This window comes from Mesonia mobilis DSM 19841, from assembly GCF_000423405.1.
GTDB lineage: Bacteria > Bacteroidota > Bacteroidia > Flavobacteriales > Flavobacteriaceae > Mesonia > Mesonia mobilis.
Window position 1 is genome coordinate 333,008 of the sequence record NZ_AUHX01000001.1, and the last position, 15,314, is coordinate 348,321.

The 15,314-nt window shown below is 35.8% G+C and carries 17 protein-coding genes; 6 read left to right on the plus strand and 11 right to left on the minus strand.

Annotation, left to right across the window (positions count from 1 at the left end; translation table 11 throughout):
* Positions 1-10: 10 nt before the first annotated feature.
* Positions 11-1,120: an alkene reductase gene (locus G551_RS0101455; RefSeq protein ID WP_027883899.1), complete on the plus strand. Its 1,110-nt coding sequence runs from the start codon at positions 11-13 to the stop codon at positions 1,118-1,120.
* A 70-nt stretch (positions 1,121-1,190) separates the two neighbouring features.
* Here G551_RS0101455 and G551_RS16915 read toward each other — a convergent pair whose 3' ends face one another.
* The 8 genes from G551_RS16915 to G551_RS0101495 all read right to left on the minus strand — a co-directional run bounded on the left by G551_RS16915 (position 1,191) and on the right by G551_RS0101495 (position 6,878).
* Positions 1,191-1,301 (minus strand): EF-hand domain-containing protein, encoded by a 111-nt coding sequence (locus G551_RS16915; RefSeq protein WP_084626363.1) that lies wholly within the window; start codon positions 1,299-1,301, stop codon positions 1,191-1,193.
* A 15-nt stretch (positions 1,302-1,316) separates the two neighbouring features.
* Positions 1,317-1,850, minus strand: a complete 534-nt coding sequence (locus tag G551_RS16085) for an EF-hand domain-containing protein (RefSeq protein ID WP_051191166.1) — start codon at positions 1,848-1,850, stop codon at positions 1,317-1,319.
* A 442-nt stretch (positions 1,851-2,292) separates the two neighbouring features.
* Complete coding sequence (locus G551_RS0101470) at positions 2,293-2,745, minus strand: porin family protein (RefSeq protein ID WP_027883900.1); 453 nt, start codon at positions 2,743-2,745, stop codon at positions 2,293-2,295.
* Between the two features lie 6 nt (positions 2,746-2,751).
* Positions 2,752-2,883, minus strand: a complete 132-nt coding sequence (locus tag G551_RS16865; protein ID WP_262492843.1) for a hypothetical protein — start codon at positions 2,881-2,883, stop codon at positions 2,752-2,754.
* 348 nt (positions 2,884-3,231) lie between these two features.
* Complete coding sequence (locus G551_RS0101480; RefSeq protein ID WP_027883901.1) at positions 3,232-3,558, minus strand: hypothetical protein; 327 nt, start codon at positions 3,556-3,558, stop codon at positions 3,232-3,234.
* Positions 3,559-3,623: 65 nt separating this feature from the next.
* Positions 3,624-5,693, minus strand: a complete 2,070-nt coding sequence (locus tag G551_RS0101485) for a M48 family metalloprotease (protein WP_027883902.1) — start codon at positions 5,691-5,693, stop codon at positions 3,624-3,626.
* 262 nt (positions 5,694-5,955) lie between these two features.
* Positions 5,956-6,423 (minus strand): GNAT family N-acetyltransferase, encoded by a 468-nt coding sequence (locus tag G551_RS15205; protein WP_051191168.1) that lies wholly within the window; start codon positions 6,421-6,423, stop codon positions 5,956-5,958.
* Between the two features lie 38 nt (positions 6,424-6,461).
* Complete coding sequence (locus G551_RS0101495; protein ID WP_027883903.1) at positions 6,462-6,878, minus strand: SRPBCC domain-containing protein; 417 nt, start codon at positions 6,876-6,878, stop codon at positions 6,462-6,464.
* Positions 6,879-7,290: 412 nt separating this feature from the next.
* On the opposite strand from G551_RS0101495, the gene G551_RS0101500 reads away from it, so the two are divergent.
* The 4 genes from G551_RS0101500 (at position 7,291) to G551_RS0101515 (ending at position 10,850) form a co-directional block, all read left to right on the plus strand.
* Positions 7,291-8,649, plus strand: a complete 1,359-nt coding sequence (locus G551_RS0101500; RefSeq protein ID WP_027883904.1) for a DEAD/DEAH box helicase — start codon at positions 7,291-7,293, stop codon at positions 8,647-8,649.
* Positions 8,650-8,860: 211 nt separating this feature from the next.
* A complete protein-coding gene (locus tag G551_RS0101505; protein ID WP_027883905.1) occupies positions 8,861-9,052 on the plus strand; it encodes a cold-shock protein in 192 nt (63 codons plus the stop codon).
* Between the two features lie 253 nt (positions 9,053-9,305).
* Positions 9,306-10,619 (plus strand): DEAD/DEAH box helicase, encoded by a 1,314-nt coding sequence (locus G551_RS0101510; RefSeq protein WP_027883906.1) that lies wholly within the window; start codon positions 9,306-9,308, stop codon positions 10,617-10,619.
* 9 nt (positions 10,620-10,628) lie between these two features.
* Positions 10,629-10,850, plus strand: coding sequence for a VF530 family protein (locus tag G551_RS0101515; protein WP_027883907.1), 222 nt, complete (start codon positions 10,629-10,631; stop codon positions 10,848-10,850).
* 36 nt (positions 10,851-10,886) lie between these two features.
* Here G551_RS0101515 and G551_RS0101520 read toward each other — a convergent pair whose 3' ends face one another.
* The 3 genes from G551_RS0101520 to G551_RS0101530 all read right to left on the minus strand — a co-directional run bounded on the left by G551_RS0101520 (position 10,887) and on the right by G551_RS0101530 (position 13,016).
* Positions 10,887-11,525: a thiamine phosphate synthase gene (locus G551_RS0101520; RefSeq protein ID WP_027883908.1), complete on the minus strand. Its 639-nt coding sequence runs from the start codon at positions 11,523-11,525 to the stop codon at positions 10,887-10,889.
* Positions 11,526-11,566: 41 nt separating this feature from the next.
* Positions 11,567-12,181, minus strand: coding sequence for a DEAD/DEAH box helicase (locus tag G551_RS0101525; RefSeq protein ID WP_027883909.1), 615 nt, complete (start codon positions 12,179-12,181; stop codon positions 11,567-11,569).
* A 97-nt stretch (positions 12,182-12,278) separates the two neighbouring features.
* Positions 12,279-13,016: a hypothetical protein gene (locus G551_RS0101530; RefSeq protein WP_027883910.1), complete on the minus strand. Its 738-nt coding sequence runs from the start codon at positions 13,014-13,016 to the stop codon at positions 12,279-12,281.
* A 913-nt stretch (positions 13,017-13,929) separates the two neighbouring features.
* On the opposite strand from G551_RS0101530, the gene G551_RS15210 reads away from it, so the two are divergent.
* Complete coding sequence (locus tag G551_RS15210; protein WP_051191170.1) at positions 13,930-15,048, plus strand: mechanosensitive ion channel family protein; 1,119 nt, start codon at positions 13,930-13,932, stop codon at positions 15,046-15,048.
* Positions 15,049-15,314: the final 266 nt, after the last annotated feature.

Below are 15,314 nucleotides of genomic sequence, written 5' to 3' on the forward strand. Positions count from 1 at the left end.
AACAACAACTATGAGTCAAGAGAAAAATCAAGCTTTATTACAATCGTTTAACCTCAATGGTTTAGAACTTCCTAACCGAGTGGTGATGGCTCCGATGACCAGAAGTAGAGCAGATAACGAAGGCAATGTACCTACCGCAGAACTACAAGGAGAATATTATCAACAACGGGCTTCTGCCGGTTTAATTATTTCTGAAGGATCTCAGGTTTCAAAAGAAGCTGTGGGTTATGTAAACACTCCTGGAATTCATACTCCCGAACAAGTAGAAGGTTGGAAAAAAGTGACCGAGATGGTACACGAAGCCAACGGAAGAATATTTATTCAGCTTTGGCACGTGGGTAGAATGTCACATCCCGATTTTCACGAGGGTAAGAAACCTTTAGCGCCTTCGCCAATCAACCCCAATGCACAATCGTACACTTATGAAGGTTTTAAAGATACGGTCACTCCTAAAGAGATGACTATCGAAGATATCAAACGCACGGTGCAAGATTTTAAACAGGCTGCTAAAAATGCGATGGATGCCGGTTTTGATGGCGTAGAGATCCATTCTTCTAACGGTTATTTATTTCATCAGTTTTTTAACGGAACTTCTAACCAACGAAGCGATGAATATGGCGGAAGCATTCAAAATAGAGCTAAGATTTTATTTGAAGTTTTAGATGAAGTCAAACAAGTGATGCCTGAACAAAAAATAGGTCTGCGTTTAAATCCTTCGTTAGACGGAGTTTTTGGAATGACGATGGATGAAGAAACCATTCCAACTTTCGATTATATCGTGAGTAAGTTGAATGATTATGATTTAGCTTACCTACATTTATCAGAACCATTTACCGATGTTTCAGATATTCCCTATGCAGTAACAGAAATTGCGAAACATTACCGACCAAGGTATCAGGGCAATTTAATTATCAATACCAATTTTGACCAAGAAAAAGGAAATCGAGTGATTGAAAATGGTGATGCCGACTTGGTGGCTTACGGAAAGCCTTATATATCGAATCCCGATTTAGTAGAACGTTTTGCGCAAGGCGTTGAATTAAGTGATTGGGATGAAGATACTTTTTACGTTCCCGGTAAAAAGGGATATTTAGATTATGAAAAGAAAACTAATTCTTAGTAATTAGTGATTATACCCCACTAAAAAAGCGAGTTATTCAACTCGCTTTTTTTATACTATAAGCTTTATATTAAGCTTTTTGTTTCTTGCGTTCTGCTTTCACTTTAGCTCTTAATGCTTTTAATTCTTTCGGAGAAAGGTAACCGTCTTGATTGGTGTCGATCTTATCGAAGTTCTTTATAAAACCTTTTTTATTTTATTTTTCAGCTTCTTCTTTGCTAATTAAATGATCGTTATTGGTATCGATTTCTAAAAGTTTTGCTTGGCGTTTTTGAGCACGAGCTTTAATACGTTTACGTTGTTCAGCACGCATTTGTTTTCTTTTTTCGATGCGGGTGGCTGCCAGTTCTTTTCGTTGTTGACGTACTTGTTCTCTTTGTTGTTTGCGTGTTTCGGTTACTTCTTCACGTTCAGCCTGTAATTGCTTTCTTTTTTCGTCACGTATTTGGGTAAGCTTTTTACGATTGGTGTGCAACTCTTTTCGTTTTTGCCTAGCAGCTCTAAGTTCATCCTCAGAAAGGTAGTGGTCTTCATTGGTATCAATTTCTTCAAAATGACGGCTTAAACGCGCATTTGCTTTCAGTTCTTCTTTGGAAAGCTTTTGATCTCCATTTTCATCCAATTCTTCCAGAAGTATTGTCGGTTTCGATGTAGTTTTTTGTTCCTGCGCCTGTAGTGTTAAATTAAAACAGCTTAAGCCAATTGCGAATAGGAATACAGATTTTTTCATTTTTTCAAGTTTTAGGTAGTTGGAATGTTATAACCAATTTTGATTATAGACTTCGTACTTAAAAACTTAAAATAATATTATTTATTGCTTTTATTTCTAAAATAAACAATTATTCCTACAGGAATACCAATAAAAATCAATAAGACAAATAAAATAATTAAAAACTGATAAAGACCAATAAATAACATATTAAGTTGATTTTGAACTGATGATCCCAATATAAAAAATGAATAGAAGAGGAACCAAATAAACATACAGCATTTTGAAAAAAGATAGCAAAACGATATTTAAACTACCTACTACTAAAAAAGCTGCAATCTGGCGAATACCCCGTTTTAAGTTCTTTTCTTTTTTCGCATTGATGAGATAAACTGCTAAAGGCAGAAAGGGGATAAGCGTAAGGATCACATATATAATATCGAGCATAAAGTTTTAAAATCCATTAAAATAAATAACCAAGAGCTAATGAAACTACAGAATTTTTATAACGATCACGCTCACTATAAACTTCACTTAACCCGTACGTATATCGAGCCTGAAGAAAGAAATGTTCGCCAAAAGAATAGGTTAATCCTCCGGTAAGTCCGAAGTCTAAGACATTTAATTCAACATCTACTTCTTCATCTCTATAAGTCGTTTGATCGTTAATTAGGAAGCTGATTTGTGGTCCTGCCTCCAGTCGAAACTTTTTTAGAAAAATAAGTTGGGCAGTCAACGGAATTTCAATATAAGTTAATTGAGTTTCCGTATAGCCGCCAATAAATTCAGCACTAAAATTGGTATATTCATAGGTATGAAAACCTCCACCTTTTTTGGTGAAATTAAGCTCCGCTTGTAAAGCTAATAACGAATTAGACTGATAGTTAATGACACCTCCAAACTGGTAACCAAACAAATCGGTTTATGCAGAATTCTTGGTATGGTAACCACTTAAATTGGCACCGGCTTTAAGACCATAACGAAGTTGATCTTGAGCTTGTAGTAGAGATAAACTACAGAAAAGAAGGGTAAAGAAAAGAAAAAATTTATTCATCAGTATATGCTTTAAAACACAAATATGAATAAATAAATGAAAGGAATAAAGATTTAAAGTATTATTTTATAATAAGAGGCGTTAGACCACTTAAAATAACTTTGCGTAAAGTAAAAAAGCGAATAGCATCACAATTAATACTCCCGGAAGAAGTTGTAAGTAATTGGCAAGTAGATTTTTTTTAGGAGTATGGGTACGCATCAGTAAAACTTTTAAATAACTATTGCTTCTAATTGAAAATAAAGATAAGTAATAAAAAGTTACTAAGGAAATATTTAATGCATTTTATCTTAATTTTTATGCATTTTATCGATTTTTAGCAGGTTTTAGAAGAACTTTAAACAACGATTAATCAGAAGAAATGTTGAATTTATGTGTTAATCGGAATTCATATATCCAGTATATACAAGGGATTAAGATAAAAAATGTTCCTACCATTCCGAAGATTCCCCAAAAGAGTACCGAGAAAATGATTCCGATTAAAAATGCGATGAGGATGTAGAAAAGCTTCAACTCGGCATGAATATCTTTCACGTGAGGTTGCGCTTTATTGCCACAATGCTTACAGCGTATGTCTAAATTTTCTAAGTTAGCTTGTAATTCTTCTCTGCTTTTAGCCGAAGAATATACCCCAACATCTTGGCTACAACCTTTACATATGGTATATAATCGCATTGCTTTTTTCTCAAAAGTAAACTCCCTAAGACAAACTTATTCTGAAAAAAATATTAAAGTTTACATTATTCTTTCACTTCAACCTGCTCGACCTGGATCAAGCTTAACTGGTAAACTAGCAATTGTTTTTTTAAAACAAATTTTGTTCTGCTCATCAGGTAAGCAAAATGATTCATGACCGTAAAAAGAAATTGAAGACTTCGCTCATTAAATGCTTCCGCACCAAAATATCGCCATTCTCGAGAAAGGTAGCTTTCGAGGTCTTTTTTCATTTCAGTGGTGCTCACTTCTTCAAAAGTTGTTTCCTCCATCATGGCTCTCAAGTAGTTTTTTAACGTCACTTCGTTGGCATGAACTGTCTGAAAACGCGCTTGAATTTCATCCACAGGTAAGGTTTCTTGTAAAAAATCTAACGAATTTTGCAAGCGAGTTAAGAACTGGTAACGTTCGGTAAACGCTTTCTGATAATTAAAATAACGCTCGTAATAAAGTTGGAGTGCAGGTTGTGTCGGGTGTTCTTGCGCTAAAAAGTGCGCAAAAATATTGCGATCGTTGGTTTGTAACTCTTCCGCTAAGCGCGCTTTTTGATCTTCAAGTTGTTTTTTGATCCTAAAGCTATCTTTACGCTGGTATTTTTGACCGTCATAATCAAAAGTTTTAACTTTTAGACTGCGATCACCTATTAAGCGTAGTTGCTCGATGTCGTTTTCTAAGGCTGCCAATACCTGTGTTTTTTGAACCTGTTTAGCAGAAAATAATTCTTCTACCAATACCTTTTCTTCTGTGCTCGCGGTCGATAATTCAAATGCCTCGATATCTTTAAAATCGTAATAGCCATTGTAAAACTTCGGAAAAGAATTTTTAGCATATTCTTCTGTATATAAAGTTTTAAATTTCGTGTAGGGTAGAGGCTCTACCTTACCGTCATACTTCACTTGTTTAAAAATCATTCGGGTGAGTTCTTGCTGAATTTTTTCAGCTTCTTTAAAAATACTCATGCCCGGTTTATTCTCCGTTGAACTCGTGTTCGGTAAAGTTAAGGCAGCTAAGCGGTTTACACGATCTTCGGTAGAAGGATGGGAAGCCCATTGATTTTCAATAACCAATTTCGATTGATCGTAGCGATTTAAATCTTTTAATTGCACTTGCGGTAAATGATCTGTCATGCTTAAGTCTTCTTCGTTCGCTAAAAATTGAAGTACAAAAGCCTGTTCTTCATATACATTTTCACTCTGTTGCAGATCGGCAATTCGGTTTTCATAAAAGTTGATCACCGAATTAAAAGAAGCATCGGCCAGCTCTAATCGTAGTAAAGATGTTTGTAGGGAAGCAGCACCGGTGATATTTGCAGCAATTTCATCGGCATGAAACTCCATTTCACGTGATAAACCTAAATATTCTTTATTTACAAACTCATACATTTTTTGAAGTAGGTACCGAATCCCGTCAATTACTCTTGCGGCCAATACGGCAAAAATGGAAAAATAGGCGGTGAGACTGCTAAATTTTTGAAGTAAGTCGTGGTAAGCATCATTTTCATAAAGCATATTATAAATAGCCTTATTCACATTGTAAATATAACTGCCAACTTTAAGCGTATTTTGAGAAAAATGTCCGAATTCGTGCGCTAACACTGCAGTAAGTTCTTCTTTAGTACTGGCATTCACTAAACCTAATCCTATTTTAAGGTTTTTCTTTATCGGGAAAAACATCGTCCAGAAACCGGTATGGTAAAAAACCGCCGCATTCACTTCAGGAGTGAGGTAAACTTTCTTCGGAAAATTGGTATCGATACGTTGAACCAACTCATCGATGATCGAAAAAAGTTCAGGTTGATCTTTTCGGGTAACTTCATATAAATAGGAGGTGTCTTCCTGAGTGCTTTTAAACATAAACTTCACCAGAAATATAAAAATAAGTACCCCAAAACTTGCGAGCCCAACACCTAATACGATGGTAATAAATTTCGGAAAAGCAACGATGAGCATCATTCCGGCATAAATACAACCGGCGGTTAGCCCCATACTTATTACTAAAATAATCAGGTAAAACAAGACAAATAATACAATTGCTCGTTTGGCTTTAGCGGCTTGTTTTTTAAAACTAACCGAAGGTTCAATTGTAATTTTATTCATGATCAACTATTCATTTTAAATTCTAATCTTGAAAATTGCTTGTTAAGTAATCCTGTTGATGATCGCTTTCTAAAATCCTATACAACTCGTTGATTACTTCCTCTAAAAAGAACACATGCTTGTTTTGTGGAATGAATGACTAAACTATAAAAAGAATTTCTATTTTAACGCTTTCCTATAAATAATTGTTCTTTTTCCATTCTGAGGCCAATAGCGAATAGCAAACCGAATCTTCGTGAAGTTGGTTCACCCAATAATCTTCTCACAAGACGCCTTCTTTAGTAAAATTATAGTGAAGTAGAAGTCGAAGAGAAGCCGTATTGTATTCGGCGATCAGCGCTTGAATGCGATGTAGTTGAAGTTCTTTAAACCCAAAATCGATGATCTTGGCCAGTGCTTCTTTCATCAAACCTTTACCGCGATTGGCTTGCTCGTGAATATTATAGAATAACTCGGCACGCCGGTGGGTGAAATTCCATGTATGAAATCCGCATTCTCCTATAGCTTGCTGTGAAACTTTATCGACCAACACACAAAAATACAAGCTTTGGTTATACGTGGTCATGCCTTTTTCGTGCATTAGATGATAGCGTTGATAACCCGATTCATCGGTTCCGAAAAAAGAAATCATTTCAGTTTTACTACATTTTTGAAATAATTGATGAATGATCGCCGGAGTTACCCCTTTCAACAATAAGCGTTGAGTTTCGAGGGTTTGAACTTCTAGCATCAGGCTGGGCAAAAATTATAGAAAAGACAGTAGCGTTATTATTTAAAATAAGCTTCGGTATGCTTTTTAAAATTATCTAAAATCGCTTGCCAATCTTCTTCTTGATCTTCCAGGTCTTGGTCATCATCCGCGTCAAAAGTCTGACTTACGAAAGTTTCATGATCTTCTCTAGAAAAAAGAATACTTACTTTGCGGCCGTCGTCTAAAAGGTAAACGATCTCTTCTTTAGGGATCACGATCTCATAAACTCCAGAAAAATCTAAACGCTCACTGCCATCTTTAGCTTCTATGCGATAAGAAAATTCGCCCCCAGGTTCTAATTGTTGCGCCACGTTGGTGCATTTCCATTGGGGTGAAAAGAAATTCCATTGTTTAATGTGTTTAGGGTTCGTCCAAGACTCCCAAACCTGGTGAATAGGGGTTTTGAGAGAAGTTTCAACCGTAATCGTATCCATGCTAACGTTGTAAGTGGTTTATTAGTTTGATAGTCAAATATAAATGATAAATTTTAAAATGAAATCATTCTCAGGATTTTTCAATTGAAAAATAAATTTTCTTTCGATGAGGGCTGTGCCATTTTTAGTTGACTTGTGTTTTGTTTTGAGTTAAGCCTATTCCAAAATTGTCTGTTCGAGTGATTTTTTGATAAAAAAATCGTATCGAGAACTATTACGATCACAAAAAGCCTTATTCTCGATACAAATTTCACTCATTTTAATCGTGAAATTCACTCGAATTGACAGCATTTTTTAATCATATAATATGGATTAAAAATTTGTTTTGGTATTTTATTAAAATGAAATTCGAGAAAGATCAATTTTAATTCTTAATTAATAGGTTACTTTTGCAGCAAATAGGAAACTAACTATGGAAGCATTCGAAGATTTTAAGATTAATAAGCAATTGCATTATGCGATTGAAGATTTAGGTTTTGAAAAGCCCACACCAATCCAGGCGAAATCTTTTCCGGTGATTATGAGTGGGAGAGATGTGGTAGGGATTGCCCAAACGGGAACCGGTAAAACCTTTGCTTACATGTTGCCTATTCTACAAAACTTAAAATTTTCAACCCAAAAACACCCACGTGTTTTGATCATGGTGCCTACCCGAGAATTGGTAATTCAGGTAGAAGAAGAGATCAATAAGTTTGCGAAATACATCAATGTTCGTGTGGCTGCCGTTTATGGAGGCGTAAATATGAATACACATCATCAATTGGTCGCCCAAGGTTGTGATATTGTCGTGGCCACTCCCGGAAGGTTATACGATCTAACGTTAAGCAGAGCGTTACAACTTAAGCAAATTAAGCAATTAGTAATCGATGAAGTCGATGTGATGCTCGATTTAGGTTTTCGTTTTCAGCTGACTAATATTTTAGAGATTTTACCTCCAAGGCGTCAAAATATCATGTTTTCGGCCACGATGACCGATGATGTTGATTTATTTATTCAAGACTTTTTTAAAGCTCCTGAAAATATTTCGGTAGCCGTTAGTGGTACGCCTTTAGAAAATATCAAGCAGACGTGTTATGCGGTTCCTAATTTTTATACGAAAGTCAATTTACTTCAGCATCTATTAAAAGATAAAGACCAGTATCAAAAAGTCTTGGTGTTTGTGCCTAATAAGAAAAGTGCAGATATGGTTTTCAATTTATTAGAAGAGCGCTATGCGCACGATGTAGCGGTGATCCATTCTAATAAAACCCAGAATTACAGACTCCGTTCGATCGAGAGTTTTAATGAAGGAAATGTTCGAATTTTAGTGACCAGTGATGTGATGTCTCGTGGTTTAGATTTAGATAAAATTACCCACGTGATCAATTTTGACACGCCTCAGTTTCCAGAAAATTATATGCATCGCATCGGGAGAACCGGTCGTGCAGAAGAGCAGGGGAGGTCCCTTCTTTTTTATACCGAAAAAGAAAAAGAAGCCAAAGAAGCCATCGAAACGCTAATGGATTATCAAATCCCGCAATTACCCATTCCGGAAGAAGTAGCGATCTCGACAGAATTAACTCCCGAAGAACGGCCACAGCATCGTGAAAAAGACTTTACCAAGCATAAAAAAAATGACGACGATGTACCGGGACCGGCATTTCATGAAAAGAAAGAAAAAAATAAAAAAGTAAATCTAGGAGGTTCTTACCGACGCGAGGTCAAAAAGAAATATAAAAAGCCTAAAACTCGTGGCGATAAAAATTATAATAAGCGAAATAAAAAGAAGTAAATTTATAATAGCAGTACTTTTTGGTGGTTGATTTTCAGTTTTTTACAAAAAAATCTTTCTAAACAATTGTAAGAAACCCTTTTATTTAAATTTAACTATCTAAAAATGAAGTGTTTGTAATTAATTGAAAATTAATAAATTAATTAGGGTTAAAACCAATTATTAATCTCACCTTTGTCCCTTTATAAATAATAATTTTAATTACATTACAATGAACAAAGGAACAGTAAAATTCTTCAATGAGACTAAAGGATTTGGATTTATCACTGAAGAAGGTGCAGACAAAGACCATTTTGTGCACATTTCTGGACTAGTTGATGAAGTTCGCGAAGGAGACGAGGTAGAATTTGATTTACAAGAAGGAAACAGAGGTTTAAACGCAGTAAACGTAAAAGTTATCTAATATATATTGGTTAATTTTAAGAAGTAAAAACCATCTAAAATTAGATGGTTTTTTTTTGTGCTTTATCGAAACCTAGGCTTCCATTAACTAGATAAATTTCATTTTTTTTAGATTAAAAGAACCAAAGTTTACTTATTCGTTATGTGATTACCCGAACGCATAAGGCTAGATAATATATTTTATTATGATCTAATAATGGTTAATGTTGAAGTAAACCGTTAAAAGTCTGCTTATCTTTGTCTGAAAATACACCATGTCAAAAGCATTTTCGGCCTTAGGAGTTTCAAATGCACTGCTGGAGTCTTTAGCCCAACTCCATATTTCTATGCCTACCGCAATACAGGAAAAAGCTATTCCTGCAATTTTAACTACTCAGGAAGATGTGGTCGTTTTGGCAAAAACAGGAGCTGGTAAAACGCTTACTTTTGCGCTACCTTTACTTCAGCTTATCGACGATCAAAGTAAGAAAGTTCAAGGTTTAGTATTGGTTCCTACACGAGAATTGGGTCAGCAGATACTTCAACAATTAGCATCTTTTGCGCAAACTAATTCGAACATCAATATTGTTGATCTTTTTGGAGGGAAACCTATAAAACCGCAATTAGAAGAATTAAAAACCAATCCGCAACTATTGGTGGCCACGCCGGGGAGGTTGTTAGATATCATCAAAAAAGGAGCATTAAGTTTAAAAGATATCGCTTACCTGGTTTTAGATGAAGCCGATGAACTGCTAAACGGTTTAAAAGAAGAAGTCGGTCATATTTTAAAAGCAACTCCCCAACAACGCAGAACCTTACTTTTCACGGCCACAACCACTGGAGCTCTTCAGCAATTTATACATAATAACCTGAAAAATAACGTGTTGTATATCGAAGCTGAAATGGCCACCAAAGGGCATCAGGCGATCGATCATCAATATGTGGTGGTAACACCTATTGAAAAGTTAGCAGTATTACTCCATTTTTTGAGTCGTCAAGAAGGCCGGCAAGGCATCATATTTTGTAAAACCAAAGCAGCCGTTAATAAACTAGCTAAAAAATTAGCGATCAATAAATTTTCATCGGGAGCTCTTCATGGGAGTTTAACGCAAGCGATTCGAGATCGTGTTATGAATCAGTTTCGCGAAGGTCATCTTCAAATTTTAGTAGCCACAGATTTAGCTGCTCGAGGTCTTGATGTAAAAGAGCTTGGCTATGTGGTGAATTATCATTTACCCGACACTTTTGAGGCCTATGTACATCGAACCGGTAGAACCGCCAGAGCAGGAGCGAAGGGATTTTCTTTAACGATTTTACAAGAAGAAGAGGTTGAAGAAATTACCAATTTTGAAGAAGCATTAGGCATTAAATTTACCCGCTATCAAAAAGCAGATGCCCAAAGTATCGAAGATCATAACACCCTTTTATGGGCTAAAAAAGTGCTGAAAACCAAACCTAATCGAGAAATTTCAGAAGAAGTGAAAGCCAATGTAAAAACAATTTTCCATCAGTTGAGTAAAGAGGAACTGATAGAAAAAGTACTGGCATATCACCTTTCTCAAACCAAAAACACAAATTCTTCTAACTAAAAAAAACCGATGCGTCAAACACAACCCAATAATCCTTTACACGGCGTAAAACTTGCCGATATGCTTAACTACCTGCACGACGAATATGGTTGGGACGGACTAGCCAATTATATTTCTATTAATTGTTTTAAATCGAATCCTTCTATTAAATCGAGCCTGAAGTTTTTACGTAAAACGGACTGGGCAAGAACCAAAGTAGAGCAGTTGTATTTAAAAACGATCCAAAAGTAAAATCCAACTTAATTACAGAGCAAAAGCTTACATCGTTTATTGAAAAGAATGTCGCTGTTCTTGCGTAGAAGAAGCTTTTAGTAACCGATGAAATTCTCGAATGGAATTAAAATTTTTCGTAATCGCTTCATCAACCGCCAAGCCCGAAATACCTGTCGTTAGAATTTCTTTTACCTCCTGAAGATCAATTTCTCCAAACGCCAATAGTGGAGTGGCTGTGTTTAACGCTTCCTGTAGTAATGTTAATCCTGAAATACCTAAAGCTTTTGTAGTCGGGTTTTCTACTGAATTTTTAAACGGACCTAAATACAGATAATCGATTTCTTGTGGTATGAGTTTTTGAGCTTTTTCTAAGTGATGAGCCGTAGCACCTATCAATTGCCAGCTATATAAATGTTTCCTTATCGTAGAAAAAGAAGAAGGATTCTTTTCAAAATGAACGCCATCTGCTTTAATTGTTTTTGCAATTTTGTAATCATCTTGTATAATAAGTCGTGTTTGAAAATGAGCCGTTATTTCACGAGCTTCTTCTGCAAAAGGGAGCAGTTTTTTAGCTTTTAATGCTTGAAGTTGTAACAGCACTAATTCTGCTCCAGAGGTACAAGCGTTCTGAATATTAGCTAGGTGTTCTTGCGGAGTGTTCCCCTGTGATAAATAATGTAATTTAGGAATCATAACGGCAAAATGAAATTATTAAACAACTGAAAATATATTAGTTAACTCAATACTATTTTTTTAGAATACTCCATAAAATAATTATCAAAGCGTTGTAGTTTTGCGTGCATTTCTTCTGCATAAAGCACATATTGACATTTAATAATACTTTGCGTAATCGATAAAAGCGCAGCATAATCTGTTTGCTGAAATAAAAATTCGGCATCATCGATACTAACTAATTTGAGTTGCGAAGTATGCACCCCGTTGAGTAAAAACAATTTATTCAAGTTTTTGGGTGTTGATATGAGAATATCGATGCCTTCTAAAAGCTCAGATTTTTGTAGATCGATATGCATTTTTTCGTGAGCAACATAAGGTCTTACCGACGTATGGCGCGTATAGGTGAGAAACTCCTCATATATAGCTAAAGCTTTTTCTTTATTTTCAACCAGCACAATCGCTCTTGGTGCATCGCCAACCGCTTCACATTTTAATTGATGTAAGGTAGTTAAGATAAGGCTAGTTGTTTTTCCTGCATTTTTAGGAGCTATACAGTAGGTATTCATTCCACTTTTGATCACAGGTATACATTTTTGCTGAAGTTTTGTAGGCGCGTCAACTTCTAATTCCGCTAACTTCGCTTTAATTTCGGGGTGTAGTTTTTTAAAAGGCATTCGGCGAAAGTAAGCATTTCTATGTCCGTTTGAGGCTATTCCTCCCTAAAATTCTAAATTTACTAAGTGATCTACAAGAGCTGAGGGTTCATTTAAGCTAAGCTTGAAGAACTTTCCATAAACGAAGCGGTTGCAATTTTTTATGGTTCATACTTTCCCAACCGAAAACTGCGTTATAGCTATAATAAACGATCCCTGTCCAGAGAAAAACCCAGCAGTTTTCGGAAATAGTTTCACTGGTAAAATGGCTTTCAGTAATAGCATCCTGATCGGAAGTGACTTCCACAGAAAACAATGCTTCCTGTATCGAAAGATCGTCTTTTGGTCGGTGTACGGCCATCCAAAAACATAGTTTTGCTTTACTTGCTCCTTTAGGCCATGTAAGTGCTTGTTTCGGCGAAAAAGCTTCTACCGATACTTGTAATTGTTGGTTCACTAGGCTTAGTTCGGGAGCTATTCCCGGTACATACCGCTCGTAAGGACTATGCAGGTTATACTCAAAACCTTCCAATAGCGCTGGATTGCCCTCCCAAAGTTTTCGCGCTCCACTCGGTGCCGAATTATCGGTACGAGCCGCTAATTGTACCCGTGTACGTAATCGACAAAAAGATTGAGCATCGCCTAAGTCTCGACTATAAGTTTTTACACCAATTCGTATTTTCTTAGCCGTGGTCGAAGCGCTCCCAAAATCGACAGCAGCCAGTTGGGTAGGGCGGGTTTGCTTCACCGTATTTTTTTTAGGCTTACGTTGGACAATGGTTTTCCCGTTAAGTTCCCGAAAAACCAGGTTCCCTAAGCTTCCCTTCAGACGATTACTTTTTCCTAAATAAGCCATACTTGCTAAGTTTGATTTGATAGTGGTATTCTAAATATTACTTCCGTTAAGCCTCCATTCCTTATGCTATTTTAACTGTACTCACCTTAGGATCACCTTAGACTCATATTGGACTCACCTAAAATAATCACCTTGTGATTTTATTACATTTTACTTGTTTACAGTTACTTATATAGAACAAGATACGTTTTTTTTGCTAAGTTTCCTATAAAGTTGAGGGAGTGGGGAGTATATTGTAGGTTGTAGGTTGTAGGTTGTAGGAAGTGGGGAGTGGGGAGTTGGAAGAGAGTTTAGATGATAGATTATAGATCCTAGACTTGAGAGTGATGAGTTTTTGAGTCTGTGAGTGGTGAGTATATTGTAGGTTGTAGGAAGTAGGAAGTAGGAAGTAGGGAGTTGGAAGTAGGGAGTTGGAAGTAGGGAGTTGGAAGTAGGGAGTTGGAAGTACGTAGTAGGTAGTTGGGAGATAGAACTTAGATCATAGAGTATAGACATTAGACTTGGAATTAGAAATAATAGAATTGTGGTGAGTTCGTGAGTGGTGAGTATAGATAAAGATTGAAATAGAAAAAAACTGATTACTGTTCCCTAAAAACTTCTCGATACAATTTTAACCTCGCTAGCCGCTCGTTTAAAACCACTCGAAGAGACTGAAGTAGTGGGTAGTGGTGAATATAGATAAAGATTGAAAATAGAAAAAAAATGCTTGCTGAAAACTGATTACTGTTCACTAAAAACTTCTCGATAGCATTCAATTTATTTACATCCATCTTACTGGTTGGTTAGGCTTTGATGAGCGTTTAAAATTTAATTAATTTCTTAAATTTGTGAGGTGTAATTTTGGTGTTTAAAGCCTAGTTGAATAATAACATTCATTTTAGAAATATAGCTCCTTTTTGATAAGATACTTGATATGATAACCAAATTCTGGAATACGTATAGCGATGCCATTATATATGCTATGATAGTAATAGGTATTGTTTTTTTACTTTTAATTTCTACTAAATTCCTATACAGGTGGTTGATAAAAAAAGCTTTAAAAAAATATCCGAACGAGAAACCTACTACCATAAAACTTGTTAAGCGTATACTCAACACCTTATGGATTATACTGGGCTTAGCGGCATTAAGTTTTATATTTATTTCTAAAGATAAGTATGCGGTTGCCACCAGGAATATCGAACTTATCATCTATGTTGGTTTTGTTTTAGTATTTACGATTATTGGGGCAAGTATCGTAGAAACTATATTTTCAAGAATCATCAAGCGTACGATCGCTTCAGAAGGCGATCCCACCAGTTATAAGTTTTTACGTTATTTAAGTGTGTTTGGCATTTATTTTTTTGGAGCGATCCTTGCGACCTTAGCTTTTCCTGCTTTGCGAGGGGTGGCACAGACGGCACTTGGAGGTGCAGGTATTTTGGCCGTGGTGATTGGGATTGCTTCTCAAGAAGCTTTAGCAAATATTATAGGAGGTATATTTATCATTTCATTTAAGCCATTTCGGGTGGGAAATGTGATTAAAATTACAGATACTTTAGTAGGAACAGTTACCGATATTACTCTTCGGCATACGGTAATTCGTAACTATCAAAACAAAATGATTGTGATCCCCAATGCGATTATTAACAAGGAGAAGGTTACGAATTATGATTTAGAGGAAAAAAAGATCTGTCAGTGGATCGAAGTAGGAATTTCTTACAACAGTGATATCGATCTTGCCAAACGTATTATGAAAGAAGAATGCGAAAACCATCCCAATATTTTTGATAATCGTAGTCCGCAAGAACTTAAAAATGGCGTTCCGTTAGTCGTGGTTCGAGTGACTAATTTAGGGGATTCTTCAGTGACGATTCGTGCTTGGGCATGGGCCTGGGATTTTGCTTCAGCATTTGTGATGAAATGTGAACTTTATGAAAGCATAAAAAAGCGATTTGATGCGGAAGGCGTAGAAATTCCATTTCCACATCGAACGTTAGTATTTAAGCGAGATCAGTTAAATCAGTTTACAAATTCACAACCTACAGAGTAACGTATCTATTTTATTAGATGAAAAAGTAAATTGCATTTGAGAAGAATGAGTTTAATGTTCCGTAAAACGGTTATTACATAAATGCTGACGATATAGAACATCTGGAGATGTTGCTAAGTATGCGGCAATTTTAAATAGCGTCTAATTATAGCTTAAATTCAGGTTGTAAACGGCTATAACATAATTGTTGACGATATAAAAACTGACGTGTTAGTTATATCTACAATTATGTTAAATACGCTGTATTCGCCATTTTACTCATAGAT

Bases quoted from the DNA above. Each gene is read 5' to 3' on its own strand.
- G551_RS15210 (WP_051191170.1), top strand. From the start codon at position 13,930: ATGATAACCAAATTCTGGAATACGTATAGCGATGCCATTATATATGCT.
- G551_RS16865 (WP_262492843.1), bottom strand. From the start codon at position 2,883: ATGAATAAATTTTTTCTTTTCTTTACCCTTCTTTTCTGTAGTTTATCT.
- G551_RS0101525 (WP_027883909.1), bottom strand. From the start codon at position 12,181: ATGCCTTTTAAAAAACTACACCCCGAAATTAAAGCGAAGTTAGCGGAA.
- G551_RS0101495 (WP_027883903.1), bottom strand. From the start codon at position 6,878: ATGGATACGATTACGGTTGAAACTTCTCTCAAAACCCCTATTCACCAG.
- G551_RS0101500 (WP_027883904.1), top strand. From the start codon at position 7,291: ATGGAAGCATTCGAAGATTTTAAGATTAATAAGCAATTGCATTATGCG.
- G551_RS0101455 (WP_027883899.1), top strand. From the start codon at position 11: ATGAGTCAAGAGAAAAATCAAGCTTTATTACAATCGTTTAACCTCAAT.
- G551_RS0101515 (WP_027883907.1), top strand. From the start codon at position 10,629: ATGCGTCAAACACAACCCAATAATCCTTTACACGGCGTAAAACTTGCC.
- G551_RS15205 (WP_051191168.1), bottom strand. From the start codon at position 6,423: ATGCTAGAAGTTCAAACCCTCGAAACTCAACGCTTATTGTTGAAAGGG.
- G551_RS0101510 (WP_027883906.1), top strand. From the start codon at position 9,306: ATGTCAAAAGCATTTTCGGCCTTAGGAGTTTCAAATGCACTGCTGGAG.
- G551_RS0101505 (WP_027883905.1), top strand. From the start codon at position 8,861: ATGAACAAAGGAACAGTAAAATTCTTCAATGAGACTAAAGGATTTGGA.
- G551_RS0101485 (WP_027883902.1), bottom strand. From the start codon at position 5,693: ATGAATAAAATTACAATTGAACCTTCGGTTAGTTTTAAAAAACAAGCC.
- G551_RS0101520 (WP_027883908.1), bottom strand. From the start codon at position 11,525: ATGATTCCTAAATTACATTATTTATCACAGGGGAACACTCCGCAAGAA.
- G551_RS0101530 (WP_027883910.1), bottom strand. From the start codon at position 13,016: ATGGCTTATTTAGGAAAAAGTAATCGTCTGAAGGGAAGCTTAGGGAAC.
- G551_RS0101480 (WP_027883901.1), bottom strand. From the start codon at position 3,558: ATGCGATTATATACCATATGTAAAGGTTGTAGCCAAGATGTTGGGGTA.
- G551_RS16085 (WP_051191166.1), bottom strand. From the start codon at position 1,850: ATGAAAAAATCTGTATTCCTATTCGCAATTGGCTTAAGCTGTTTTAAT.